Here is a 23,136-nt window from a genome sequence, read left to right on the forward strand (position 1 = left end):
TTTTAGGCTCCTTGTTTCAGTTGAGTTACAAAGTTTCTTATGGCATTAGGTAAATCAGGCTCATTGAATCGCTTATCATAAATGCGATTACCGTGCTCTAGCCGTATGTGATAGCTAAATGCATCGCGAAGCGCTTCGTTTGGCGCGGGTAGCACTGCTTCCATTGCGGTAAAAAGGACATCCATTTCTTGTGATGTAAGGATTACCTCTCCCTCATACCGCTTAGGAATGGCCGCAAAGCCCCCTTCTATGAGAATCTTATATTTCATACGGCTACTTGGACCAGGCCAACAGCCGCAAAACTCTTTTCAATGGCTTGTGTGGCACCGTCGCATACCTTACCTTCATCGGTGAGCTGCCCGGTCGTTTTTAGGATTACTTCCAACATATCATCAAAATCGGCTGTGCGCCAAAGGGCCTTTAGGGTCTCGAACCATATAAGGGCACACTCGTCCAATCCTATTTCCAGACAACTCAGGTAAAAGGCCTTATTGGGTATTCCGGAATTGATGTGTACTCCTTGATTATCGGCCATGCCCGAATAATAGTTGTCCATATGATCGGGTTGCTGGTCAAAATCGTTGGCCGTACCCGGGGCTTTCATAGACCGGATGGCCACGCCGGGAAAGGCATCGGTAACCACGGTATCACCAATGAGCCAATCGGCCTCGGAAATATCCTGCTTTAAAAATTTCTGTTTGATCACGGTACCAAAAACATCCGAGAAATGTTCGTTCAGTGCTCCAGATTGACTAAAATATTCCAAATTGGCCAAGAACTGGGTAATCCCGTGAGCCAACTCATGGGCCACTACGTCTATGGCGCTCGCAAAGTTGGTAAATTCCACACCATCCCCATCGCCATAGGTCATTTCATCCCCATCCCAAAATGCATTATTGTATTCCATACCATAGTGGACATTGGACACGATATCCAAGCCGGCGTTATCCACGGAGTCCCAATCAAAAGTATCTTTAAAAAAGTCCCTTACAAAACCTGAGGTATCGTAGGCCTTATTAACGGTCACATCGCCTGTTTCCGTTTCACCTTCCTTTCTAACCAAGGCCACACGTTGTTGATATTGGTTCTGACTATCATAGATCAGCCGATCGGCGTTACCTTGTAGCGCTTCCCTTTGCAGGAGATTGTTCAGGATGGATTTCCTTTTTTCCATGAACCGATAGGTATCGTTCAAGGTTTTTTTGCAACTACTACTACCGCGTTTTGCCAATGCCTCCAGGATATGAGGAGGAACAATATGGCATTGATGATTATTGCACATGATTATAAGATTTTAGGGTTACTTCCTACAAGTACGTGCCTTTTGTCTGTACTGACAAATTATAAAAGTTAAGATCTTTTTAAATGTGGGTGTCCCGCTTTGTGTTAAGAACTAGTTCAAAAACAAACGCTGGTCCAGACCAGGGATAAGCTTTAAAGCGTTCTTGTAATACACCTTTTTGAGGACTTCCTCTGGTAGATCAAGGCCGTACATGGCCCAAAAGGCGTGATATTTCTTATAGTAGGGAAAGTACTCGTCCCCAGTTTCCAAAACCCTGAAATAGGTTGGGAACTCATCGGGTTGCCAACTGTCCTTGCCAAAGAGTATCCGGTCCTGGTACTTTATAAAAAACTGTTTGGCTGCGCGCGGCTGTCTGCCCAGTTCCGCAATGACCGCTCCTATGCCCACGGACATGTTGGGCATCTCGTCCATGAGTTCGCCCAACTTCCCTAAATTATTGGCATACCATCCCATATGTGCATTGATAAATTTGGTTTTGGGATGTTTTTTGAACATATTGTGCTGTTCCTCAATAATCTGCTCCCAGGGAGCTGGGTCGGTAGCCGAACGTTTTCTCCTGGGGCGCGTTTTCAATTCCAACCAACGTTCGTTTTTACTGTCAACAGGGTCCCAGAAAGGTTTTGGGTCGGCAGAATGGATAAGCACTGGAATACCCAGTTCCCCGCATTTGGCCCAAACGGGGTCTAAACGCGGGTCATCTATGGCCAGACGCTTGCCATTGGTATCGGTATTCCTAAGCCCAAGGCTTTTATACACTTTTAGGCCCTTTGCACCCGCTTTTACATCGGCTTCAAGCTGGGCTGCTGCCCTTTGCCCCCAGCCTTCCTTTCCCACGCCCCTAAAATCAACATTGGCAAAAATGGCAAACCTGTTCGGGTAGTTTTTGTTGACGTTTTCCAACATCTTCCTCAGATCCTCGCCAGAGCCCCCACTTAGATTTACCATAAGGCCCATATTCAATCGGTCCATGTCCGAGATAAGTTCGGACAGATCCTGAGTGGCCATTCGGAACTGATGGCTGTGCACATCAATAAACGGAAATTTAGCTCGTTTTACTTCATTTTTGGAAACCACCAGGGTAGCCGTGGGGTTGTATTCCTCAAAACCCATTTCTTGCGCCTTTACAGCATGGGATGCAATAAAAAAGAATAGAAAAATAAGTTTTAAATTCTTGAAATACATAGTTTTATATAAAAAACATTAATAATTACTTTAAATTTTTATAATCTTCTGGGGTATCCACATCCGCCGTTTTCCCGACACCATTAAGTACAATAACGTCCTCACGGTGACGTAGTAATACCTCACGTGCACCATAATCCTCCTTTAGTAGCGCGAGCTCCTGAAAAAAAGTTTTGGAAAACAGGGCCGGAACCCCTCTTCTTCCCCCATAGTCCGTGGCCACAATGCCATTGGCTGTAAAGGTATCGATCAGGGTGTTCAGGTAAGCGGTATCTACCAGGGGTTGATCACATAACATGACCAACACACCGTCCCAATCTTTTTTATGGGACGTCAGATAGGCGACCCCACAGGCGATTGATGTACCCATCCCCGATGCCCATTGTTCATTTTCTACGAGGGTTGTACCGTTCTGTCCAAACTGTGATCGAAGCTTGGAGGCCTGCGCTCCGAGGACAATGAACACATCATCTGCCTTGGAGGCCTTGGCCTGGGAAATGGCATGTCCTAACAGGGTGGTATCTTTCCATGGCAGCAATTGTTTTAAGGCTCCGCCCATTCTTGTGGATGCTCCTGCCGCAAGCACAAGCACGGCTATTTGTGGTTTTTCTCCCATTAGCTATGTATTCCGGCTTCTTTATCCTTTAAGGGTATTGGCTTCTTTTGTCGTGCCACACTTAAGATTTCGGCAATTATTGCAACGGCAATCTCCTGTGGTGTTTCTGCGCCTATATCCAATCCTGCCGGGCCATGGATGTCTTCAAAAAAAGCTTCCGTTACCTCCGGACAGCGTTCCAAAAACTCATTAAAAAGCTTCTCCCTGCGCTTAAAGGGACCTAGCATACCCAGATAGAGCGGGTGTGTATCCCTTAATGCCAAGAGATACTTAAGGTCTTTAACGTAGCTGTGCGACATAAGCATTACCGCGGTCTGGCTGTCTACCAGTTTCATATCCAGGGTTTCTGCTTCCTGGCTAAGCAATTGCTGTGCCCCAGGAAAATCCGTACTCTTTTTTTCTTCCGCAGGAGTGGTCACTACGGTAACCTCCCAACCGGTCATGCTGGCGTATGAGCATAGTTGAACGGTATCGTGTTCCGATCCGAAAATAAGCAATTGCAAACAGGGTGCCATCTCCTGCTCAAAGACTTGGAGTTTGCTCCCGGTCTTGTACTCCGGCCGTAGGGAAAGGATTGCTTCCTTAAAGTGGACCAGGGTACCATAGTCCCTATGGGCATTGTCCTTTAGCTCAAAATGGGAACACATGCTAAAATTTCCCCTCAGCTTTATCGCTTTATCAAAATGAGCCATGAATTCCGAATTCGGGGCAAAGGGTTCTATTAGGATATACAGCAAACCTTCACAGCCCAGCCGATAACGTCCATCATAGGTCATTACTTTAGGGATGTTGGTCCTAAAAACGGTTTCTGCCTGGCGCAATACCTCCTTTTCCACACAACCTCCGCTCACGGCTCCTATCATTGTGCCGTCTCCCCGTATGAGCATACGTACCCCGGGCCTGCGATAGGAAGAACCGTCCAGGGCCACGACAGTGGCAAGTACCGTCTTTAGTTTTTGCTCCCTCGCTCTGAGATATGCCTGAACAATTTTCTTGAGTTCGTGGGTCATACTATAAAATATTGCGTGTGGGTATAAAAGGAACTTTCATCCCTTTTTTATAGGTGTCTTTTTCTGGGTCGAGTCGTACGAAGCCATCGGATTTGGCCAAACTGGTCAGGTCGCCCGAACCGTTGCCCCGGACCAGGGAAGCCGTAAGCGCTCCCTGTTCCAAATGGAGTTTAGCCCTTACAAAACGAGTTAGTTTTCCGCCAATAGCCATATCTTCCTTTAAAATTACTTCAATTTTGGGGATGGGCAATCCCAAAGATTTGTTAAACCAATCCTTGAAATAGACGTGATAGTTGGCAAAGGTGGAAACCGGATTGCCCGGAAAGGAAAAAATCAGGGTGCCCAAGGCCTCATGGATGCCAAACCAAAAGGGTTTTCCCGGACGTTGCAGGACCCTGTGAAATATCTTTTTCACCCCGAGTATATCCAACACCTCGGGGATAAAATCGTATTTTCCCTTGGAGACCCCTCCACTGAGAAGAAGCACGTCATTGGCCCTTAAGGCGTGTGATAGCTGTTCTTCTATGACCCTCTTGTTATCGAGCATATGTAGTTGTCCTGGTATAATCTGTTCTTTTGAAAGCGCAGCAAAGAGCACATGTACGTTAGACTTTCTAATTTGGTGCGCCAAGGGGGTCTCCGTGACCTCTACCAGTTCATTTCCGGTAGAGAGTACGGTAATCCTCGGCAGCTTTCGTACGCGAACCTCTGCCTTGCCTACCGATGCCAAAACCCCTATTTCTGCTGCCGAGAGCTTGGTGTTTGCTTCCAGCACCATGGCGCCCTTCCTTTCATCTGTTCCCTTTCTGTGTATGTTCTGTCCCTTTATTGGTTTGATTTTTAGCTCCGCCTTTCCGTTGGCAATGCTGATATCTTCATACATGATAACCGTATCGGCACCTTCCGGAACCACCGCTCCCGTCATGATTTCCATGCAGGAATGAATTTCTTCCAAGTTGGTTTGTGCCGTGCCGGCAGGAATGACCCCTTCAACCCCAAACTGTGTGATTCCCTTTTCGATGGCTGCATAACTAATGACTATTCCATCCTTCGTGGCCCGATCAAAGGGAGGGAAATCCCTGTCGGCATAAACAGATTCGGCCAATACCCTGCCCATGGCAGTATTCAAGGGAACGGTTGCCATGCCAAAAGCCTTGCTTTGGTCCAGAACGTGCCCGTATGCTTCTTTAAACGTTATCATTGAACAAAAGAAATTTGAAGTCCATTGCTTACCAATACCCGTGCGCCTACTATAAAGACAAGCAATGCGGTAATAAGGCGTATACCATTGCCGGTCAATTTGTCCAGACTTAGGCGGAGTCCCAATTGCCCACCCAAAAACACAGCGAGCAGGAGCCCCAACGCTATAGACCAGGGCACCTCAAAGGTACCGCTGCTCCACAAACCACCCAGGCCAGCCACAGAGTTCACCAGAATAAAAAAACTGGCCAAGGCCGCGATTTTTACTGGAGTCTCCCAGCGCATATGATTTAATACAGGGGCTAAGAAAATACCCCCACCAATTCCGACCAGACCCGACAGCAGTCCTATAACTCCGCCCAAAACATAGCTCATGTACACGGGGTATCCCCGCTTTAACTTTATCCTTGCGGCCGACTTAAAACTTTGTACTACCAAGGCCACTGCTGAAGCAATAAGCGCAGCGCCAAGAATAATAAAAAAGACGTTTTCCTTTAGCTTAAAAGAAGCTCCTATAAAAGCCAAGGGAATGCTTGTGACGATAAAGGGGAGGAATTTCCGAAAGTAGAGATGTCCTCTTCTAAAATATAGATAGCAGCTGCCCGATACCACTACTAAATTACATAGTAAGGCCGTTGATCGAATGGCAAAAAAGCCAGTGAATACCAAGGCCAGAATAGCCAAATAGCTGGATCCTCCCCCAAATCCGACTGAGGCATATAGGGTTGCAATGATAAAAAACCCAAAAATGACCCAGATAAATTCTTGTCCGGTCAGGTGCATGTGGCTAGAAATGTATTAATCCCCCCTAAGATATTGTAAAATACAGTCTCCGGGTATTTTGGACCCAGTTTTTGAATAGCCATTTCGCTCCGCTTCCCGGATTGGCAAAGGAAATATACCGTTTGTTTTAGATTGAGCTCCTGAATTCGATTTTCCAATTCGTCCAAAGGGATATTCAAGGTCAGGGGAAGTTTGTAATCGGCGTATTCCCGCGCGGTCCTTACATCTATTACCTGAACGGATTTGGAACCCGAAAGCATGGTTTGAAGCTCGTTGACCGTGATGGACGTTACGGAAACGCAAGGTTCCTGTCCATAAGAATCTTCCAAACGGGTCCTATTGAGATTTGCTGGAATAGCCGTTAGGGATATCTTGTTATATGATTGACTTAACCCATTGAATAATAATAATTTACCTGAAAGTATTTCACCTATTCCTGTAATTATTTTTACCACTTCCAGTGCTTGTAAATTTCCAATAATTCCAGGAATAACTCCCAGAACCCCATGGGTATCACAATTGGGAATCTCCGCTGTGGACGGCATTGTAGGAAAGAGGCAGCGATAGGTAGGGCCGTCCTTATAATTGAAGACGCTCACCTGCCCCTCAAAGGCATGTAGCGCACCATAGACAAAGGGTATCTTTAGTATTACGCAAGTATCATTGATCAGATAACGTGTCGCAAAATTGTCGGTTGCATCTACCACTACATCGTATTCGGCAATAATTCGCAAGGCGTTATCCCGTGTAAGGAAGGTATCGTAGGCGTGCAAATACGTTCCTGAATTTTGTGCCTTTAGCTTTTCCAACATTACTTGGAGTTTAGGCCTACCAATATCGTTTTCACTGTAAAGTACCTGTCGCTGTAAATTGGTCAAATCCACGGAATCCCCTTCTACGAGACCCAAGGTACCCACTCCCATGGCATTGAGGTATTGTAGCACGGGAACGCCCAGACCTCCAAGACCTACCACCAGGACCTTCGCCTCTCCCAACTTTAGCTGTGCGGCAAGGCCAAATTCCTTCAAGCTTGTCTGGCGTATGTATCGGTTACTTGTCAAATCGTGTTCAATTTATGCACCGCTGCTTCGTATTCTTCCTTCGAATTGGCGTTGAGCAATACGTGTTCCTCTTCTGGAAATACCAGGGTGGTATTGGAACGAATTAAAAACTTTCTCGGACAGGTACCGTTGCCCTCGTTTAAATACTGAACGGATTCCCGAAGGCCCACCGGTTCCCAAATGGCTGCCAAGGGTTCCGGTAAACCACTTTCCCTTGTCGCAAAAGCCGTTGCCCACGCATTCTTATTCCTATTGGCCTTCAACTGATGAAGTGCTTTGAGATCTATCAAGGGTAGATCACAGGCAAGTACCATCCACGCCACCTCGGGATATTGACTGTGTGCGCTTAGTAAGCCATTATAGGGCCCTTTGTATTCGTTTTTATCCAAAATGAGGTTCTTACCCCCTGTTAGCATGGCCTCCTGTTCAGGGCGAATGCTCAAAAACACCTTATCACATACCTCTTCCAACAGTTGGTACAAATAATCGCGTTGGGGTATATTGTGATAAGCTATGGACCCCTTATCTGTGCCCATGCGGGTGCTTTTGCCCCCGGATAGTACTAAGCCGTATATTTTATTTATGTTCTCCATATGCATATTTACCAATCCTAGCCCCCTATGGAAGTCATGGAACTGTCAAAAACCCCTGTGTGCTTTTCCTGCGCTTCAAAACCAGTTTTTGCGCGGCTTCCAACAGCCCTAAGGATCTCTTTTTTTACATTTTCCTCCGCATTTTCATTACGCATTAGGGTCCTGAGGTTCATTTTGGGTTTACCGTACAAACAGGTAATGACATCACCTGTAGCTGAAATCCGGAGTCTGTTGCAACTCCCACAAAAAGTACGGGTAAATGAGGGTATGAGACCAAAGGTTCCCGCATGTCCCTTGATCTTGTAGTTGATCGAGGTGGATGTTTTTGGGGATTCCAGTTTTTCAATTTCGGGATACTCGCTCCGGATATGTTCCAGGATACGTTTGTAATCCCATGCAATGGTATTGAATTTCTTGCTGCCGCCATTAAAGGGCATCTCTTCCAAAAAACGCACCGAGACCGGGTAGTGCTTCATCAATTCCAGGATGGGCAGAATATCCTGGATATTCTGATGCTCCAAGGCGATGAAGTTGATCCGCACGTTAAACCCTTCCGTGATAAGGCGAATCAGGTTGTTATGAACGGTGTCATACTGATCCCGCCTGGTAATGCGTTCAAAGGTCTCCCGGTTGATCGCATCCAGACTTACATTAATGTTTTTAATGCCCAGCTCCTTGAGTTCATCAATATAGGGCCCGATCAAGGTAGCATTGGTGGTAATGGAAATATCCTGCAATCCGTCCAAAGTGCTTAATTGACGTAACAAGACCATCAGGTCCTTACGTACAAAGGGTTCTCCTCCAGTTAAACGGATCTTGTCCACGCCCATTTCTACCATAATCTTGCTCAGACGGGCCAACTCATCAATGGTGAACAGTTTGTCGTTCTTGGAAAAGTTGATTCCCTCCGAGGGCATGCAATAGTTGCAACGAAGATTGCACCGATCCGTTACGGCCAGTCGCAGGTAATTGATTTTTCTATTGTGATTATCTATCAACATAAACGCATCCATCTGTGCCCTATCCCCCACTTACAGGGGGTATCAGCGCAATTTCATCAAAGGTATCAATTTTTGTATCATCCTCGGCATAGGCATTGTTTACGGCGATGGCCAGGGAAGAGAGCTTACGAAGCCCTGGATAGGTATTTCCCAAGTACTCCTTAAGCTCTCCCACGGTCTTGGATTTTTTCCTGCCGAATTCACTGGATGCGGGCATCGACAAGGATGAACTGCCTACGATATCCTTGGTAATGCCAAATAGCAAAATAGTCATACTTATCCTAAAATTTCCTTAGCGGGAACCTGTAAGAGTTCCGGATTCTTGATAAAAGGTTGTTGATAGATTCTTTTCCCCGTTGCTGCTTTTAAAGCATTGGCCACCGCACCTCCCGCAGGAGGTAATGTGGGTTCCCCAAGTCCCGTAGGCGACAGCTCATTTTTGATAAAATGTGTCTCCACCAGTGGCGCTTCTTTCATACGAATCAATCGGTACGCATCAAAATTCTTTGTAGTGGGTGCCCCATCCTCAAAGGCGAAGTCGCTATACATGGAATGTCCGACGCCATCAATTACACCGCCCTCTATTTGGTTTAAAGCACCAAGCGGGTTCACCACAATACCGCAGTCTACCACGCAAGTAATCTTTTTTACGACAGGCTTGCCATCTTCGATCACCACATCGGCCACTTCAGCAACATGTGAGTTGTGGCAGTAGTAGTTTACGAAGCCCTGGTAGGTCCCTTCCGATTTAGTGCCCCATCCGGATTTTTCCACGGCGGTCTTGATTACTTTTTCCATACGTTCCGGATCGTACTGGATACGTTCGTCCGTGGTTCCCTTAACCTTTTGGAGCAGGTCCAGACGAAGCTGAATACGATCTACTTCCATCAACTCGGCGAGCTCATCAAAGAAGCTCTGTTCGGCATAAGCGAGGAAATTGGTGTACGGGGCGCGCCAGGCTCCGGTAGTGACATTACTGTCATAGTTGGCAACGTCTACTTGATAGTTTTCAATGGCGCCTGCAGGGAAAAAGTTCGGTATCAACCCGTACATATTGGAATTGATCGACGCTTCTTTTAGATGATAACCCGTAACCTTTCCATCCTTGATGGAAGCTTTGATCCTATATTTGATGGACGGACGATAAATGCCCGTGGACATATCATCTTCCCTTGTAGAAACCATTTTGACCGGTTTCTTTATGGCATCGGATATCTCCGTTGCCTCGAGTACAAAATCCCCATAAAGCCTTCTTCCAAAGCCTCCACCCATACGGGTCATCTCCAGATGCACATCGGTAGCTTCCCGGCCCAGCATCTTGGCTGCAAAGTTTGCCGTGCCCTCGGGCGTCTGTATGGGGCCTACCAAATGGATCTTCTCATCGGTGACATTGGCATAGAAATTCATGGGTTCCATGCAGTTATGTGGAAGAAAGGGCGATTCATAGGTGCGTTCCAAAGTCTGATCGGCCTGTGCAAAGGCTTTCTTTACATCACCATCGGAACGGAGCGTTTCGAAAGTGTTGCCATCCAAGAGGCCCATCAACTGTTCGTTCTGAAATTCCGTACTTTCCATAGGGGTACCATCGGTCCAGGTGGCCTTTATTGCCTTCTTGGCCTTCATGGCTTCCCAAGTAGTTTTGGCCACAACAGCGACCTTGTCACTCGCCACGATCATATTCTGCAATCTGGGAATCTCCTCGAACAGGCTCTGTGCTTTTGCACCAATGCGTACCACATCTATTACTCCCGGCATGGCCCTGGCCTCTGTATCGTCATAGGATTCCAATACCTTTCCAAAAGCTGGTGGACGAAGTACGCAGGCATATACCATACCCTCGGCCTTATAATCCAACCCGAACAAGGGTTTTCCAGTGATGATCTTATCGATATCCACATTGCCGGCATCCTTGCCAATAATCTTATAATCCTTGGGTTCCTTTAAAGTAACATCTTCCGGAACTTCCAGCGCAGATGCCTCCTTTACCACATCGCCATAGCCCAACGTCTCCCCCTTCGTATTGGTGATGACACCCTCACTGGTGGTACATTCCGATGCATCTACCCCCCATTTGGCGGCTGCTGCGTTCACCAGCATTTGTCGGGCTGTGGCACCCGTCTGCCGCAGGGCGTCCCAACCAAAACGAATGGACTGACTTCCCCCCGCCACTTGTCGCGTATAATTATTGGTGTCCAGGATGCCTTGTTGCACAAAGACGTTGTCCCATGCCACGTCCAATTCCTCTGCAATGATCATGGGCATGGAGGTCTTTACGCCCTGTCCAATTTCCGGATTCGGAGAGAAAATAGTAACGGCACCGTTATCCGCTATTTTGATAAAGGCATTAAAGTCGTTGAAGTTAAGTTGAGAAATATCAATGGGCGGCGCTGCTTTAGGTTTACAGGCCTGGAACAGATTAAACCCAATTAAGAGTCCGCCGCTCGCCAAGGAAGAAGTTCGTATAAAGGACCTTCTGCTAAAGGTTATGGATGATGATGTTGATGTTGACATGTTGAAAGTGTTTTTGATTGGACTCCCCGCTATAAGGAATTTCAATACCGTTGATTAACTCATTTTTTCTGCAGCAATTCCCACCGCTTTATGGATACGGTTATAGGATGCGCACCTACAGATGTTGCCATGCATGGCATTCTTGATTTCCTCCGAGCTAGGACTTGGATTCTTTTCCAAAAAGGCGGAAGCGGTCATGATCTGTCCGGCTTGGCAGTAGCCGCACTGAGGTACGTCCACTTCTTTCCAGGCTTGTTGCACCGGATGCGACCCATCGGCGGATAGCCCCTCAATGGTAATCAGGGACTTGCCCTCTACCTGGGCCATGGTCAGGGAACAACTGCGAACGGCCTCGCCATCCAAATGAATGGTGCAGGCCCCGCATTGTGCGATGCCGCAACCAAACTTGGTACCCACCAAATTCATGTGGTCCCTTAGAACCCAAAGGACAGGAGTGTCCTCGCTGGCTTCCACGGTATGTGACTCGCCATTTACTTTTAACTGATACGTTGGCATAATGGAATTTTTTAGATTATTGGATTGTTGTTAGTTCATTTCCCTACAAGGTACCAAAAATAAAACCCAACTATTTTCACTTTAACAGTGGAGGATTTCAATTTAACAATTCTTTATCATTGCCCTCGTTACTCCGCCCGGGTGATTTTATCGCGCAGCGTTCTCCAGGTCACCAAAACAATATTTTGTTCCTTTAAAGCGGCAGCACATTCCTTGCTTGTAAAAAAATCATAATCGGCCTGCCGCCATGCAGCACCCCAATGCGGGTGGTCTACCGTAACGGCCTTCATTTCAGTGTCGTCATAGGCTAAGTGGATCAAGAGGCAGTTGAGTCCGGGCTGGAGCCCTTTAAAGACCTCCAGGTAGTACTGGGCCATCCCTTTTTCATAATCGGGCGGAAGAGCTGTATAAATCTGGTCAACTATGACGTCCTTATCATTCAGGAGTTGGGGTATGCCCACCTCTCCCATTGCTTGCACCCGTTGGTCCAACAATACGGGAAGCTTAAACTCTTGTCCCACCTTGATATAAGCGGCAAGGTAGTCTGGGCGACTTACCGCAGCGCCCATATGTGCGTCCAAATGGGTAACATCTATCCCAAAACGATAGGCCTTTTTTACCTGGTTGCGCAATTCGATGGCTACCTCCGAAGCGGTTCCATACATACCCAAACTATCCACTGCCGAATAAAAATACCCATCCTTGTTCACCAGACTGGGAACCGAATCCCTAGAGGTAACCGGGCCCCATTTATAATATTTCCATTCGCTAGTGAGCGTAAGGTGCAACCCAAGATCTTGTGTTTTGTTTTCCCGTGCATAGGCCGCAATTTCCGGAAACCAGGGACAAGGAACCATGATACTGGCAGAGTTCACCGGACTCTCCTCCAGCCCCGAAATGCTCGCTTTGTTTTCCGAATGGGTAACGCCCAAGTCATCAGCATGGATGATGAGGAGTTTGGCATCGGCGGGGTACCCCAAACGCTCCGCGATTGTTTGGTTTTGGGCAAAGACCGAACTAAGGCCAAAAAGCAGTGCATACCCTAAAGCGTGTAATTTCCTGTTGTTCATATGTGTTGATTTATCCAAGAAAGCTACAAAAATATTTGCGTTCCCCTTTAACATTGTTTAACAATCTTTCTTGGCAGCTACCATAATTTAAGCGGTTTTTGGTCGTTGTGCTAAAGGAACATAAAAACTTTGAAAATGAAACCATACGCTAAGCTATTCACTGCTTTTTGCAGTTTTGTTTTGCTATTTTCCTGTGGGAACGCAGATGATGATGTGAATTTTGATTTTGGCCAAGGCGGCCTCGGCCTGGGCAAACCGGTGGATGATTGCCTTGCCCTAGGTGAAGATCAACTGATCCTATCCATTCAAGATCAATTTACCACCCCACCCGGTAAGGTATCTATTCTCTTTAAAGTGTCGGATACCAATGGCAGCCCAGTTTCGGGCCTAACGGCAGACCAGTTTACGATATTTGAACAGGGACGGAACGATGATTGTTTCAATACCATCTCCACTTCGGAGTCCCTGGCCCGTATCTCTCCCAACTCCCAAGTTTTCAACAACAACACACTTTTGGTGCTCGATTTGAGCAACAGTGTATTGAGCAGTAGTTTGGAAGAGCTCAAAACGGCTTCCATAAGTTTTATCGATAAGGTTATCCCCGCAGCAGAGACGGACTCGTTTAAAATGGCCATTTATTGGTTCGATGGGGAGGACGAACTACATTTGTTGAACCCACTTACCTCCTCCAAAACCGAACTGACCAATGCTATTGAAGGGATAGGTCCGGATATCAGCAATGATCCCTCCACCGATTTGTACGGTGCGGTCATAAAATCTACCGATATCGCTGAAGGGCTACTGCGAGAAAACAGTAACAACAAAATCATAGGTGCGGCCTCCATTGTGGTGTTTACAGACGGCACGGATCAGGCTTCCCGTTTTACCGAAAGGGATGCGTTGAACAAAGTGAACGGGGCAAACCCCAATATTTCCTTTTTCACTATAGGCCTTGGCAGCGAAATAGATACGCAGATCTTGGCAGATATCGGTAAGACCTTTAGCGTGTTCGCGGGAAATGCTGCAGAACTCGAAACTACCTTTAACGATATCTCCTTTAGAGTGGCCGAACAGGCCAACAGCTTTTATCTTTTTGAGTATTGCACGCCAAAACGGGACGGCAGTGGTGAGAACAACCTGGCCATACAGGTGAAGGACGGGAGTCAGCAAGGTGCCGTACAGACCAAGTTCAGTGCCAATGGTTTTACTGGCGGTTGTGAATGACCTCAAAATCCATGTGACTAAAATATAAAGAGGTGCTGCAAGGCGCCTCTTTTTTTGCTGGGCACATAAGTGGGAATTTTTTTGTTCGCTAACGTCTTTTCTTCGATCAGCTACGTATAATAAGAGGAACCTTAACTATTAATTTAAAGAAGAACGTAATGAAAAGATTAACCGTAACGGGCGCAGCGCTCTGTATTGTACTAGCTTCATGTGTATCCAAGAAAAAATATGTGGCCTTGGAAGACAATTTGGCAACTACCCAAAGCCAATTGACCAAGACCCAAGTTGAAAAGGAGGAACTGGAAGCCAAAGTTTCCAAGATTGAAGCGCGGGTTGCCGAATACAACGAAAGAATAAACTCCCTTAAGGAAATGAACGATGGTCAAATGACTTCCGTGGACGACCTTACCGTAATGAGCAACAATACCAAGGAAAAAATGAGGACCACACTTAGCAAGGTGGATCCCAGTGAATTGGCCAACGCCAAGACGCTGGAGGATTCCATCAACCTTGCGGTTTCCTATAACCTTAAGAAATCCATTGCGGATGAGGACGACGATGTGGATGTGAATATTGACAAGACCGTGGTGATGATCAATATTTCGGACAAACTATTGTTTAAGAGCGGAAGCTACAAAGTAAGCAGCAAGGCCGACAACATTCTGGGCAAATTGGCCGAGGTAATCAATTCTGAGCCTAGCATGGAAGTGATGGTGGAGGGCCATACAGATTCAAAGACCATTAGCACGGAATTGTTCCGCGACAACTGGGACCTTAGTGTAAAAAGGGCCACGTCTATCGTGAGAATCCTTCAGGAGGAGTACCAGGTAGACCCTGCGCGTTTGATTGCGGCCGGAAGAAGCAGTTATATTCCCTTGGTTGAAAATGACACAGAGGAGAACAGGTCTAAAAACCGACGTACCCGTATTGTAATCATACCGAATTTGGACAAATTCTTTGCGCTTTTGGATTCTGAAAGCCTATAGGAATAACGTAACCTAAGGGAAAGGGCCGAATCATACCATTCGGCCCTTTTTTTGTTTCCATACATCGATTAAATACGGGATTTGGTCCAGTTTTGACAATATTTAACCGGAATAAGTAGGGTTTTTGGCCCGATAATTGTTTCCTACATAACAACCCCCAAAATAACTATTGCAACTTATATACATCCTAAAAACTATGAAACTGTTTAATTTAAAAGAAAGAAATCATGGATGTAATCAACGAAATTATCCGTCAGAGCGCAATAGGACCCTTATCCAAAGGCTATAAAAGTATAGTACTCCTATTATTTTCATCGATTGTAACCACCTTAATGATCATGCTTGTGGTGCTGTTGCTGAACGGCCCCAATACGATCCAATTCGGTTACTAGTCTTTATCTGTAGATCATAGCATTGGCTTGCTGGTTCCCCCACCTGGAAACCATGGTTTCTCGGTCCGATTTTAGGTCCACTAGAAAGCCATTGATTACCGCGTAACGGATCTCCCCATCCTTTTCCAAGAGAAAAGTGGGGTTTATTCCAGGCTGTAGACGAAATTCAGGTAGCTCGTACGCCTCGCTGATCAAATGAAAAGGTAAGGATGAAGTGAGCATCTTGTCCGAAAGATTTTTTACCCTCAGATAGGTATGGCCCGCGCGTAAGAGGGAAATAAAATCTACCTCCTCCATACTGCCTACGGTTTCCGGATAAACGGTTCCGGGCCGCAGCGTATAGCCGGCCGCTTCCAGGGTCTCGTATCCATAGTAGGTAGAAAGATCGCCCTGGTCCAAAACCCGACTACTGTAGTAAAATGAGTTGTGGGACTCATCGTCCACCTCCGGACGATTGATGCCAATATCCAAAACGTAGTCTCCTCCCAATAGTTTATAATTGAGCCCAGTAATCTTTAGGTCAAAGAGCTTCCTGTCATTTTTCGGGATTTTTTCATAATCCTCGATGGGAATGTCCGCATAGTTGCCCTTGGCAATGGTATAAATGGCCGAAAGTATGGAAACATAGTTCAATTTGCGTATCTCCTGTTTTTCGATATCATTGGCATAACCACCGGATTCGATAAGAATGGTGCTTGTGCCCCACTTTTGGATATTGTCCCCAAAGGCCCTGGGTTCGAAATCATCACTATAGCGGCCCACCTGTCCCGGAGCGTATTTCTGTATGATGTTGTTCATGAATACAATGACCTTCATGGCATTTCCCCTACCCTCGTTAATGTCCTTTTCATAATTGTAGGGAGGCGCCAGATAGGAAATGGTGGCAGGTTTTTCTGTACGTTCGGCATTGTAATAGGTGCTCTGATCGTGCAGGTTAAAACCAAAATCGGCCTCCAAGCTATCCCGGACGCTTTTTAAGGTTCTTCCCTCGGGCGATTGCAGTCTAAGCGCATCCCGATTGATATCAATGCCCAAGGTATTCCGTCTTTGGTACACCTCTGCCCCGTCCGGGTTCAACATGGGAAGGAAGTGCAAGGTTAAATTGCTCAGTATGGCATCCTTTTCAGCCGCAAAATCCCCGCTATCCAAGAAATTGAATATGTCAAAAATGGCCTGGGTGGCAGTAGGTTCATCGCCGTGCATCTGGGACCACAAAAAAACGTCGGTTTCTCCTGTGCCGATACTGATAAGCGATAGTTCCCGGCCCTCAATGGATTGGCCTACCTGCTGCACCTTAAACTTTGGATTGTTTTGGTATTGGGCAACCAACTGCTGAATTTCCTTGTGTTTTACCCTGCGCTTATCCAGGGCAGACTCTTTATATTGGTCGTAGGTGTCATATAGTTTAGCTGTGATGTCCTGTTCCTGTCCGGCACAGGTGTTGCCGACTAGTAGAAAAAGTAATACGATTAACGTCTTTTGAATCATAAGGATTTGTTTTGTTCGGGCACGGGTTTAAAGTTAAAACTTTTGGTTGCGGTTCTCACCTTAGTAAGAAATTCTTTTCCTGGATCTGTTTTTTTTGTCCGATATCCAGCATCTTTTTCCAACCATAGGTCGTGATGCTCAAAATGGGTGTATTCATAATGTCCTATCAAATAATCGATGGGATATTTGGATGCCAAATATTGCACCAAACGAATATTCGACTCCAGTTGGGCCTGGGTCAAGGGCATATCATTCGTACCCCCTACATTTTCTATACCGATGGCGCAATGATTGAGACCAATAACATGACGGGCCATGGTCGTTTCCGGTAAAAGTCTGTAAATCGTGCCATCCTGGTCTACCAGGAACTGTGCGGATACATTGAGACCGCTTACGCTCTCAATGTCCGGTCTCCAATTGGGAAGTGTGGGCTGCTCAAATGCCTCAAAAGACGCTTTGAGCGTAGGAAATACCGTCCAATGCAACACGATCATTTTAGGGGTTATCGTGGGAGTTTCCTGTTCCAAACCGTAGCGTTGCTCGAGATATTCCAAGGTCAGTTGCTTCCGGGTTTCATCAAAGACGATGGGTTTGTCCACGATATCTATAGCTGTGGACGGCCTACATGAAACAAGACCAAAAAATACCATACATAGCAATCCCTGCTTCATATGCGTTCAAATGCTTTGGTGTAAAAGTACAAAATCACTGGGTATCGTCTTCAGGTGGGATGCTGTCATTTTTCACCGCATATTGAATCATGACCTTCTGCTTTCCCCATTGTCTTGCCAGTTTTTGATCTAGTCCCATATAAATATCTATTCGCTTGCGCCAACGCCAATGCATCTTATCCTTTACCAAGTAAATATCCGGAAAGGTATCTATCCTAACCATGGTATTGTGCTTCAAACCCAGACCGATCAAATCCCGGGAGACGGCTATGCTTTTCATTCCCGGTTTTAGGGTATCTCCCCAAGCCGCAATGGTCGGGTTCCCATCGGTTTGGGAGGGCACGGAGTTAAAAGCCGTGGCGGTGACCTCCAGGGTTTTCCAGATATGGTCTTCCCTGGGCTCTTTTTTCTCGGAACAGCTTATAAGCAGGATTCCCAAGGTGGAAACAAGTGCTATACGACTAGTCATTTTAATTTATTCTCCAGGACCATAAGGTCAAGGCTTTTTTCGGTCCATATTTTGGACAAGCTTTCGGGAACTGGAGTGAAACCATAGGAGAAGGCACTTAGGACAATATCCATGTCTCCATCCTGGTCCACATCCCCAGAATCCATCAACAACCACCTCCCCAGGTTGACATCCGCAAAGGTGTAGGGTTTAAATACGAATCCGGCGGCATCCATGTTTTCCAAATATACAAAGGCATATTCCGGTTTTTGATCGTAGTCGGGAAAGGTGGAAAGCAGTCCAAAATCTACATCCCCATCTTGATCAAAATCCTCAGCTACCACACGGGTGGTCCCGTTAAGGGGATAGAAGTAACGCTCCTCAAATACGTTCTCCCCTGTATTGATATGTATCCGCATGCCGTGATACGGTTTATGTACATAGGATTTATCGGCATTGTCTCCATGTACGGTAATCATATCATCATCCCCATCCCCATCAAAGTCCACTAGTTCAAACCAACTGCTCCCGTATACTGGACTGAAACGTATCACCTTTTGGGCCTTAAACTGCAGATCCTCCTGCTGATACAGAATGGTTATGCTCTCATCACCTTGGGAAGTAAGGACCACCAGATCTTCCAGACCATCCTGGTCCATATCTTTGGCTATGACACGTATTGCCCCAGGTTGCTGTAACAAAACGGTTTTTCTATAGGATGGGTCCTGTACCCCTTGTGCTAAAAGGGAGAGTTGTCCGGTATAATTGCCAAATTCGCTCACCACTAGTTCGTTCCTACCGTTCTTGTTCAGGTCACAAACTAGCGTATGTACGGGTCTGTGCAGCACTCCGCTGATTGTTTCCGTTGTGTCCGTTCCTACCCTAATAACTTTTCCCGAGGGTATTTCCGAGGGGTTTAAATAGCCAATGGACGTGGCATAAGAAAGCGAATCGGTTTCCGTAAAGTCAATAATAGGTGCACCGAACTGATGTAAGGACACCTTCTTCTTCTCGGTATAGGAATAGCCCAAAAGGTTTCCCGCAATATCGGCAGTTCTGATAAGTCCCTGGTTAGGGCTGTAGTCCAGAAAAGTAATTAAGGAACCCGGTGCGCTGTCCAGCGCAACCGCCTGTGGGGTAAATTGGTTTAATTCTCCGCTAGACTCCCTATTGATACTGGGAGGTAATGTGTCCGGGGCCATGGAAATGATGTAGGCCTTGAGCGATTCCCAATCGGCCTTCGAAATGGAAGGCCTGTAGGGGTAGATACCACTTTTAATAATGGCTTCCTGTTCTTCAAAGGACTCCCCTTTCATGGGATTGTAGCCCGCATCCCGGATGCCCAATCGTGCACCCATATCGGGTAAAATTTCCTGGGCCCATATATGTTTTGGCAATGACTGCATGGAAGGTGCCAGGTGACAACTGGCGCAATAGGTTTGGTATTGCACCATTGCGCGTTCCTTTTTAGAGGGCGAACAAGAAAATGTTAGCATCAGCAGGAACACGGAGATGCCTTTGGGAAGCAAGGGTCCTTTGGTCATTTTTAATACTTGGCAATTCACATTGGAAGATAGCCATCCTTGACAAATAATGGAACATAAATGACCTTAAAACCGACCTAAGGGCACAGAATACATCAAAAAAGCTTATTTCGGCAGGGGTACATAGCTATGGTCCCCGGACATCATAGGAAAGGTCCGCTCCTGCCATTGCTGCTTCGCCAGCTGGATCTTTGATTTATCGGAGGAAACAAAATTCCAGTAAATATGCCGTTCTTCCGGGAAGGCCTCACCTCCAAAAAGCAATACATGGGTATCTGGCCTTAGTACGGTATTACAGGAATCCGACACTTTGGAAACCACAATATTACCTTTTTCCACAACCTCCCCACAGGCTTCGAGTGTGCCGGTTACCACACAAATACCTATTTCGCCCTTCAGATGCCCTTTGGTTTCCAACCGATATTCCCCTATTGTCTTAATTTGGATCATAAACAAGGGCGAATGTACGGGCACGGGCGACCTTTTTCCGTATCCTTCCCCCGCTACCAGGGTAAAATGAGCATTGCCATCGGTCCATTGTGGCAGATCCTTGGCGGGAATATGATGAAATTCAGGGGCCATATCCTCCAAATGACTCGGTAGGGCAACCCATATTTGGTATCCATGGGCAGTAAAACTGTTCCCGTTCCTAAGATCGGCCGGGGTCCTTTCCGTATGCGAGACGCCCTTGCCGGCGACCATCCAGTTTACAGAGCCCGGGCGAATGCGTTGTTGGGTTCCTATACTATCCTCGTGCATGAGTTCCCCCTCTAGCAGATAGGTAAGGGTTGCCAGTCCTATATGGGGATGTTGATCCACATCCATGTACCGACCGGGTCCCAACTCGGTGGGCCCCATATGATCTATAAAAATAAAAGGACCGATCATGCGCTTTTTGCGGAAGGGAATTAACCTGCCTACAAGAAAATCCCCGATGTCCCTACTGCGCTCCTCAATGATCAAACCAATATTGGACATAAATACAAATGGTTATATTCGTTGCTTAAATGTACAATAATCCCCCAGTTAATGAAAACCTTTAAACGCGTTCTCGCCCTCCTTATCTTGTTTGTCATAGGAGTGGCCTTTTTCAATTATTCCAAGCTCAACATTATTTCGGGCTATGCTGCCAAGAACATGGCCTCTACTCTTTACATTGCCCAACGCACGGAGCATTCCGTGAACGAAAACGATAACAGGGTACCGCTTATAAAAATGGCGGAGACAGTCTATGATGAAAGTTCAGAAACTGTTTCAGCCTCGGTATTCGGTCTGATGGAACGCCAAGCTATCTGTAGGGATGGACTGGGCTGTGCGCTGGTTCTCGAGGACTATGAGATAAAGGAAAACTATCCTAAGCCCAACAGGCAACGCGTGCAGCGTAATGTCGCGTTTCCCTACGGGGATAAGGATCCCAGGGATACCCTCCTTGAAAATGTGGATTATGCCAAACTGAAGGAAGCCTTGGATGATGCCTTTGCCCTTCCGGACAAGCAGAAGACCCGCACTGTGCTGGTGTTGCATAAGGGACAGATCATTGCGGAGCGTTACGTTGAAGGCTTCAACAAGGATACGCCCATCCTGGGTTGGTCCATGACCAAAAGCGTTCTGGCCACTCTATATGGAATCTTGGAGTATCGGGGAGGGATTAATGTGCACCAATACAGGCCTTTCCACAACTCGGAGGAGGCTTCCAAGGCGTCCATTACCCTGAACCATTTATTGCGGATGCAAAGTGGTCTTGCCTGGGAAGAGGATTACACCAAAATTTCGGATGTTACCCTGATGCTGTTCCTGGCTGCCGATATGACCAAACCACAGGAAAATACCGAAATGATCGCGGCACCAACAGAGGTATGGAACTACTCCTCAGGTACGTCCAATATGTTATCTGGGATTTTGCGCAAGCAATTTAACAACTACCAGGAATACCTGGATTTTCCCTATGAAGTGCTTATTGATAAAATTGGTATGCACTCCATGTTGATCGAAACCGATTTGAGCGGGAATTTTGTAGGCTCCTCCTATGGTTGGGCAAGCACGCGCGATTGGGCAAAATTTGGACTGCTCTATTTAAACAGGGGCAATTGGAACGGGGAGCAGATCTTTGACCCATCCTGGGTAGATTACATCCAAAAACCTACTGAGCACTCCGATGATGCGTACGGGGCCCACTTTTGGCTCAATGCTGGTGGTAAGTATCCCGATGTGCCCCGCGACCTGTTCTCTGCCAATGGTTATCAAGGCCAGCACGTGTTTATCATTCCATCCAAAGATCTGGTCGTGGTCCGTACAGGACTCGCGGAATCTCCGAAATTTGATGCAAACGGATTTTTGGCGGGGATTGTAGCCGCCCTTCGTTAAAATACCGATTTCGCAGGGTAAAAAACCTTGATTTTCCTACAAATATCAAAATTAGCATACCAGACCACAAAACTACAGTGGTTCACAACAATAATTTCTTTTTTCAAGGAGTCGGTGGTACTTTAGTAGTGTAATTAAATAAGGAGTTAATTTTTTCATTTTCATATAGTGTTCTCGTAAAAGAGTCTTATCGTAAAAGGTAGGGCTCTTTTTAGTTGAACACCCCTGCTTGCAGCTCCCCATGCCCCCTTGTTTTAAGGAATCCACTTGTTTTCGCCAAAATCTGGCCTGCGTTTTTCCAAAAACGCATTTCTTCCCTCCTTGGCCTCATCCGTCATATACGCCAAACGGGTAGCTTCTCCCGCAAATACCTGTTGCCCCACCATACCGTCATCGGTAAGGTTCATGGCAAATTTTAACATCTTTATGGAGGTTGGGGATTTGGCCAGAATCTCTTGGGCCCATTCATAAGCGGTAATTTCCAGTTCTTCATGTGGTATCACTGCATTGACCATACCCATTTCATAGGCCGCCTGAGCGGTGTAGCTTCTGCCCAAAAAGAAAATTTCCCTGGCCTTTTTCTGCCCCACCATTTTAGCCAGGTAAGCGGATCCATAGCCACCATCAAAACTAGTAACATCGGCATCGGTCTGTTTAAAGAGGGCGTGTTCCTTGCTGGCCAAGGTAAGATCGCAGACCACGTGCAGACTATGTCCGCCGCCAACGGCCCATCCCGGGACCACTGCAATGACTACCTTGGGCATAAAACGGATCAGACGTTGCACCTCCAGGATGTTCAATCGGTGCATCCCATCTTCCCCAACATATCCTTGATGTCCCCTAGCTTTTTGGTCGCCACCGCTGCAAAAGGAATAGATCCCATCTTTGGTGGAAGGCCCTTCGGCGGATAATAAGACCACACCAATGGAAGTATCTTCCTGTGCATCGTAGAATGCCTGGTACAGTTCGCTGGTGGTCTTAGGCCTAAAGGCATTGCGAACATTGGGCCTGTTAAAGGCGATTCGGGCAACCCCATTGCATTTTTTATAGGTAATATCCTCAAAGGTTTTAGCTGTTTTCCAATGTATTTCTTTCATCCTATGTCCTGATTATCGATTGTTAAAGATAGTATTTCCAAGGCATCCATGAAACTGGTTTTTCCCTCCAATTGGG

The 23,136-nt window shown here is 46.6% G+C and carries 24 protein-coding genes; 4 read left to right on the forward strand and 20 right to left on the reverse strand.

Annotated elements, in window-relative coordinates; all coding sequences use genetic code 11:
• Positions 1-2: 2 nt before the first annotated feature.
• The 14 genes from ACRD67_RS09160 to ACRD67_RS09225 form a co-directional block, all read right to left on the reverse strand.
• Positions 3-269 (reverse strand): protealysin inhibitor emfourin, encoded by a 267-nt coding sequence (locus ACRD67_RS09160; protein WP_430966832.1) that lies wholly within the window; start codon positions 267-269, stop codon positions 3-5.
• Positions 266-1,282: a M4 family metallopeptidase gene (locus ACRD67_RS09165; protein ID WP_430966833.1), complete on the reverse strand. Its 1,017-nt coding sequence runs from the start codon at positions 1,280-1,282 to the stop codon at positions 266-268. The genes ACRD67_RS09160 and ACRD67_RS09165 overlap by 4 nt, the downstream gene beginning before the upstream one ends.
• A 111-nt stretch (positions 1,283-1,393) precedes the next feature.
• A complete protein-coding gene (locus ACRD67_RS09170) occupies positions 1,394-2,485 on the reverse strand; it encodes an amidohydrolase family protein (protein ID WP_430966834.1) in 1,092 nt (363 codons plus the stop codon).
• Positions 2,486-2,510: 25 nt separating this feature from the next.
• Positions 2,511-3,101 (reverse strand): nucleotidyltransferase family protein, encoded by a 591-nt coding sequence (locus tag ACRD67_RS09175; RefSeq protein ID WP_430966835.1) that lies wholly within the window; start codon positions 3,099-3,101, stop codon positions 2,511-2,513.
• Positions 3,101-4,111 carry an XdhC family protein gene (locus ACRD67_RS09180; RefSeq protein WP_430966836.1) on the reverse strand — a complete coding sequence of 337 codons (1,011 nt, stop codon included), beginning with the start codon at positions 4,109-4,111 and terminating at the stop codon, positions 3,101-3,103. Before ACRD67_RS09180 ends, ACRD67_RS09175 begins: the two co-directional genes overlap by 1 nt.
• Before the next feature lies 1 nt (position 4,112).
• Positions 4,113-5,312 (reverse strand): molybdopterin molybdotransferase MoeA, encoded by a 1,200-nt coding sequence (locus ACRD67_RS09185; RefSeq protein WP_430966837.1) that lies wholly within the window; start codon positions 5,310-5,312, stop codon positions 4,113-4,115.
• Positions 5,309-6,094, reverse strand: a complete 786-nt coding sequence (locus ACRD67_RS09190) for a sulfite exporter TauE/SafE family protein (protein WP_430966838.1) — start codon at positions 6,092-6,094, stop codon at positions 5,309-5,311. Before ACRD67_RS09190 ends, ACRD67_RS09185 begins: the two co-directional genes overlap by 4 nt.
• Positions 6,085-7,155 carry a ThiF family adenylyltransferase gene (locus ACRD67_RS09195; RefSeq protein ID WP_430966839.1) on the reverse strand — a complete coding sequence of 357 codons (1,071 nt, stop codon included), beginning with the start codon at positions 7,153-7,155 and terminating at the stop codon, positions 6,085-6,087. The genes ACRD67_RS09190 and ACRD67_RS09195 overlap by 10 nt, the downstream gene beginning before the upstream one ends.
• Positions 7,152-7,754, reverse strand: coding sequence for an NTP transferase domain-containing protein (locus ACRD67_RS09200; protein ID WP_430966840.1), 603 nt, complete (start codon positions 7,752-7,754; stop codon positions 7,152-7,154). The genes ACRD67_RS09195 and ACRD67_RS09200 overlap by 4 nt, the downstream gene beginning before the upstream one ends.
• Before the next feature lie 11 nt (positions 7,755-7,765).
• Entirely contained in the window at positions 7,766-8,749 is a 984-nt protein-coding gene (moaA, locus tag ACRD67_RS09205; RefSeq protein ID WP_430966841.1) for a GTP 3',8-cyclase MoaA, read from the reverse strand.
• Between the two features lie 19 nt (positions 8,750-8,768).
• Entirely contained in the window at positions 8,769-9,023 is a 255-nt protein-coding gene (locus ACRD67_RS09210; protein ID WP_430966842.1) for a MoaD/ThiS family protein, read from the reverse strand.
• 2 nt (positions 9,024-9,025) lie between these two features.
• Entirely contained in the window at positions 9,026-11,260 is a 2,235-nt protein-coding gene (locus ACRD67_RS09215; RefSeq protein ID WP_430966843.1) for a xanthine dehydrogenase family protein molybdopterin-binding subunit, read from the reverse strand.
• Between the two features lie 54 nt (positions 11,261-11,314).
• Entirely contained in the window at positions 11,315-11,776 is a 462-nt protein-coding gene (locus ACRD67_RS09220) for a (2Fe-2S)-binding protein (protein WP_430966844.1), read from the reverse strand.
• 128 nt (positions 11,777-11,904) lie between these two features.
• Entirely contained in the window at positions 11,905-12,846 is a 942-nt protein-coding gene (locus tag ACRD67_RS09225) for a polysaccharide deacetylase family protein (RefSeq protein WP_430966845.1), read from the reverse strand.
• A gap of 135 nt (positions 12,847-12,981) precedes the next feature.
• Between ACRD67_RS09225 and ACRD67_RS09230 the strand changes: the two genes are divergently transcribed.
• The 3 genes from ACRD67_RS09230 to ACRD67_RS09240 all read left to right on the forward strand — a co-directional run bounded on the left by ACRD67_RS09230 (position 12,982) and on the right by ACRD67_RS09240 (position 15,448).
• Positions 12,982-14,070 carry a vWA domain-containing protein gene (locus ACRD67_RS09230; protein WP_430966846.1) on the forward strand — a complete coding sequence of 363 codons (1,089 nt, stop codon included), beginning with the start codon at positions 12,982-12,984 and terminating at the stop codon, positions 14,068-14,070.
• A 158-nt stretch (positions 14,071-14,228) separates the two neighbouring features.
• Entirely contained in the window at positions 14,229-15,056 is an 828-nt protein-coding gene (locus tag ACRD67_RS09235; protein ID WP_430966847.1) for an OmpA/MotB family protein, read from the forward strand.
• Between the two features lie 227 nt (positions 15,057-15,283).
• Positions 15,284-15,448, forward strand: coding sequence for a hypothetical protein (locus ACRD67_RS09240; protein ID WP_430966848.1), 165 nt, complete (start codon positions 15,284-15,286; stop codon positions 15,446-15,448).
• A 3-nt stretch (positions 15,449-15,451) separates the two neighbouring features.
• On the opposite strand, the gene ACRD67_RS09245 is transcribed toward ACRD67_RS09240, so the two are convergent.
• The 5 genes from ACRD67_RS09245 to ACRD67_RS09265 form a co-directional block, all read right to left on the reverse strand.
• Positions 15,452-16,936 (reverse strand): M14 family metallopeptidase, encoded by a 1,485-nt coding sequence (locus ACRD67_RS09245; protein ID WP_430966849.1) that lies wholly within the window; start codon positions 16,934-16,936, stop codon positions 15,452-15,454.
• Positions 16,933-17,607 carry an N-acetylmuramoyl-L-alanine amidase gene (locus ACRD67_RS09250; protein WP_430966850.1) on the reverse strand — a complete coding sequence of 225 codons (675 nt, stop codon included), beginning with the start codon at positions 17,605-17,607 and terminating at the stop codon, positions 16,933-16,935. The genes ACRD67_RS09245 and ACRD67_RS09250 overlap by 4 nt, the downstream gene beginning before the upstream one ends.
• A gap of 34 nt (positions 17,608-17,641) precedes the next feature.
• Entirely contained in the window at positions 17,642-18,076 is a 435-nt protein-coding gene (locus ACRD67_RS09255) for a 3D domain-containing protein (RefSeq protein ID WP_430966851.1), read from the reverse strand.
• Complete coding sequence (locus ACRD67_RS09260; RefSeq protein ID WP_430966852.1) at positions 18,073-19,599, reverse strand: FG-GAP repeat domain-containing protein; 1,527 nt, start codon at positions 19,597-19,599, stop codon at positions 18,073-18,075. Before ACRD67_RS09260 ends, ACRD67_RS09255 begins: the two co-directional genes overlap by 4 nt.
• A 105-nt stretch (positions 19,600-19,704) precedes the next feature.
• The gene (locus tag ACRD67_RS09265) at positions 19,705-20,577 is read right to left on the reverse strand and encodes a pirin family protein (protein WP_430966853.1); all 873 of its coding nucleotides are present in this window, start codon (positions 20,575-20,577) and stop codon (positions 19,705-19,707) included.
• A 51-nt stretch (positions 20,578-20,628) separates the two neighbouring features.
• Here ACRD67_RS09265 and ACRD67_RS09270 point away from each other — a divergent pair, with 51 nt between their 5' ends.
• Positions 20,629-21,963, forward strand: coding sequence for a serine hydrolase domain-containing protein (locus ACRD67_RS09270; protein ID WP_430966854.1), 1,335 nt, complete (start codon positions 20,629-20,631; stop codon positions 21,961-21,963).
• A 254-nt stretch (positions 21,964-22,217) separates the two neighbouring features.
• Here ACRD67_RS09270 and ACRD67_RS09275 read toward each other — a convergent pair whose 3' ends face one another.
• Entirely contained in the window at positions 22,218-23,060 is an 843-nt protein-coding gene (locus ACRD67_RS09275) for a 1,4-dihydroxy-2-naphthoyl-CoA synthase (RefSeq protein WP_430966855.1), read from the reverse strand.
• Positions 23,061-23,136 lie beyond the last annotated feature (76 nt).

Source organism: Eudoraea algarum (assembly GCF_050589645.1).
Lineage (GTDB): Bacteria > Bacteroidota > Bacteroidia > Flavobacteriales > Flavobacteriaceae > JBNGOQ01.

Coding starts and splice junctions, on each gene's coding strand:
- ACRD67_RS09160 (WP_430966832.1), bottom strand. CDS start 269: ATGAAATATAAGATTCTCATAGAAGGGGGCTTTGCGGCCATTCCTAAG.
- ACRD67_RS09165 (WP_430966833.1), bottom strand. CDS start 1,282: ATGTGCAATAATCATCAATGCCATATTGTTCCTCCTCATATCCTGGAG.
- ACRD67_RS09170 (WP_430966834.1), bottom strand. CDS start 2,485: ATGTATTTCAAGAATTTAAAACTTATTTTTCTATTCTTTTTTATTGCA.
- ACRD67_RS09175 (WP_430966835.1), bottom strand. CDS start 3,101: ATGGGAGAAAAACCACAAATAGCCGTGCTTGTGCTTGCGGCAGGAGCA.
- ACRD67_RS09180 (WP_430966836.1), bottom strand. CDS start 4,111: ATGACCCACGAACTCAAGAAAATTGTTCAGGCATATCTCAGAGCGAGG.
- ACRD67_RS09185 (WP_430966837.1), bottom strand. CDS start 5,312: ATGATAACGTTTAAAGAAGCATACGGGCACGTTCTGGACCAAAGCAAG.
- ACRD67_RS09190 (WP_430966838.1), bottom strand. CDS start 6,094: ATGCACCTGACCGGACAAGAATTTATCTGGGTCATTTTTGGGTTTTTT.
- ACRD67_RS09200 (WP_430966840.1), bottom strand. CDS start 7,754: ATGCATATGGAGAACATAAATAAAATATACGGCTTAGTACTATCCGGG.
- moaA (WP_430966841.1), bottom strand. CDS start 8,749: ATGTTGATAGATAATCACAATAGAAAAATCAATTACCTGCGACTGGCC.
- ACRD67_RS09210 (WP_430966842.1), bottom strand. CDS start 9,023: ATGACTATTTTGCTATTTGGCATTACCAAGGATATCGTAGGCAGTTCA.
- ACRD67_RS09215 (WP_430966843.1), bottom strand. CDS start 11,260: ATGTCAACATCAACATCATCATCCATAACCTTTAGCAGAAGGTCCTTT.
- ACRD67_RS09220 (WP_430966844.1), bottom strand. CDS start 11,776: ATGCCAACGTATCAGTTAAAAGTAAATGGCGAGTCACATACCGTGGAA.
- ACRD67_RS09225 (WP_430966845.1), bottom strand. CDS start 12,846: ATGAACAACAGGAAATTACACGCTTTAGGGTATGCACTGCTTTTTGGC.
- ACRD67_RS09230 (WP_430966846.1), top strand. CDS start 12,982: ATGAAACCATACGCTAAGCTATTCACTGCTTTTTGCAGTTTTGTTTTG.
- ACRD67_RS09235 (WP_430966847.1), top strand. CDS start 14,229: ATGAAAAGATTAACCGTAACGGGCGCAGCGCTCTGTATTGTACTAGCT.
- ACRD67_RS09240 (WP_430966848.1), top strand. CDS start 15,284: ATGGATGTAATCAACGAAATTATCCGTCAGAGCGCAATAGGACCCTTA.
- ACRD67_RS09245 (WP_430966849.1), bottom strand. CDS start 16,936: ATGATTCAAAAGACGTTAATCGTATTACTTTTTCTACTAGTCGGCAAC.
- ACRD67_RS09250 (WP_430966850.1), bottom strand. CDS start 17,607: ATGAAGCAGGGATTGCTATGTATGGTATTTTTTGGTCTTGTTTCATGT.
- ACRD67_RS09255 (WP_430966851.1), bottom strand. CDS start 18,076: ATGACTAGTCGTATAGCACTTGTTTCCACCTTGGGAATCCTGCTTATA.
- ACRD67_RS09260 (WP_430966852.1), bottom strand. CDS start 19,599: ATGACCAAAGGACCCTTGCTTCCCAAAGGCATCTCCGTGTTCCTGCTG.
- ACRD67_RS09265 (WP_430966853.1), bottom strand. CDS start 20,577: ATGTCCAATATTGGTTTGATCATTGAGGAGCGCAGTAGGGACATCGGG.
- ACRD67_RS09270 (WP_430966854.1), top strand. CDS start 20,629: ATGAAAACCTTTAAACGCGTTCTCGCCCTCCTTATCTTGTTTGTCATA.
- ACRD67_RS09275 (WP_430966855.1), bottom strand. CDS start 23,060: ATGAAAGAAATACATTGGAAAACAGCTAAAACCTTTGAGGATATTACC.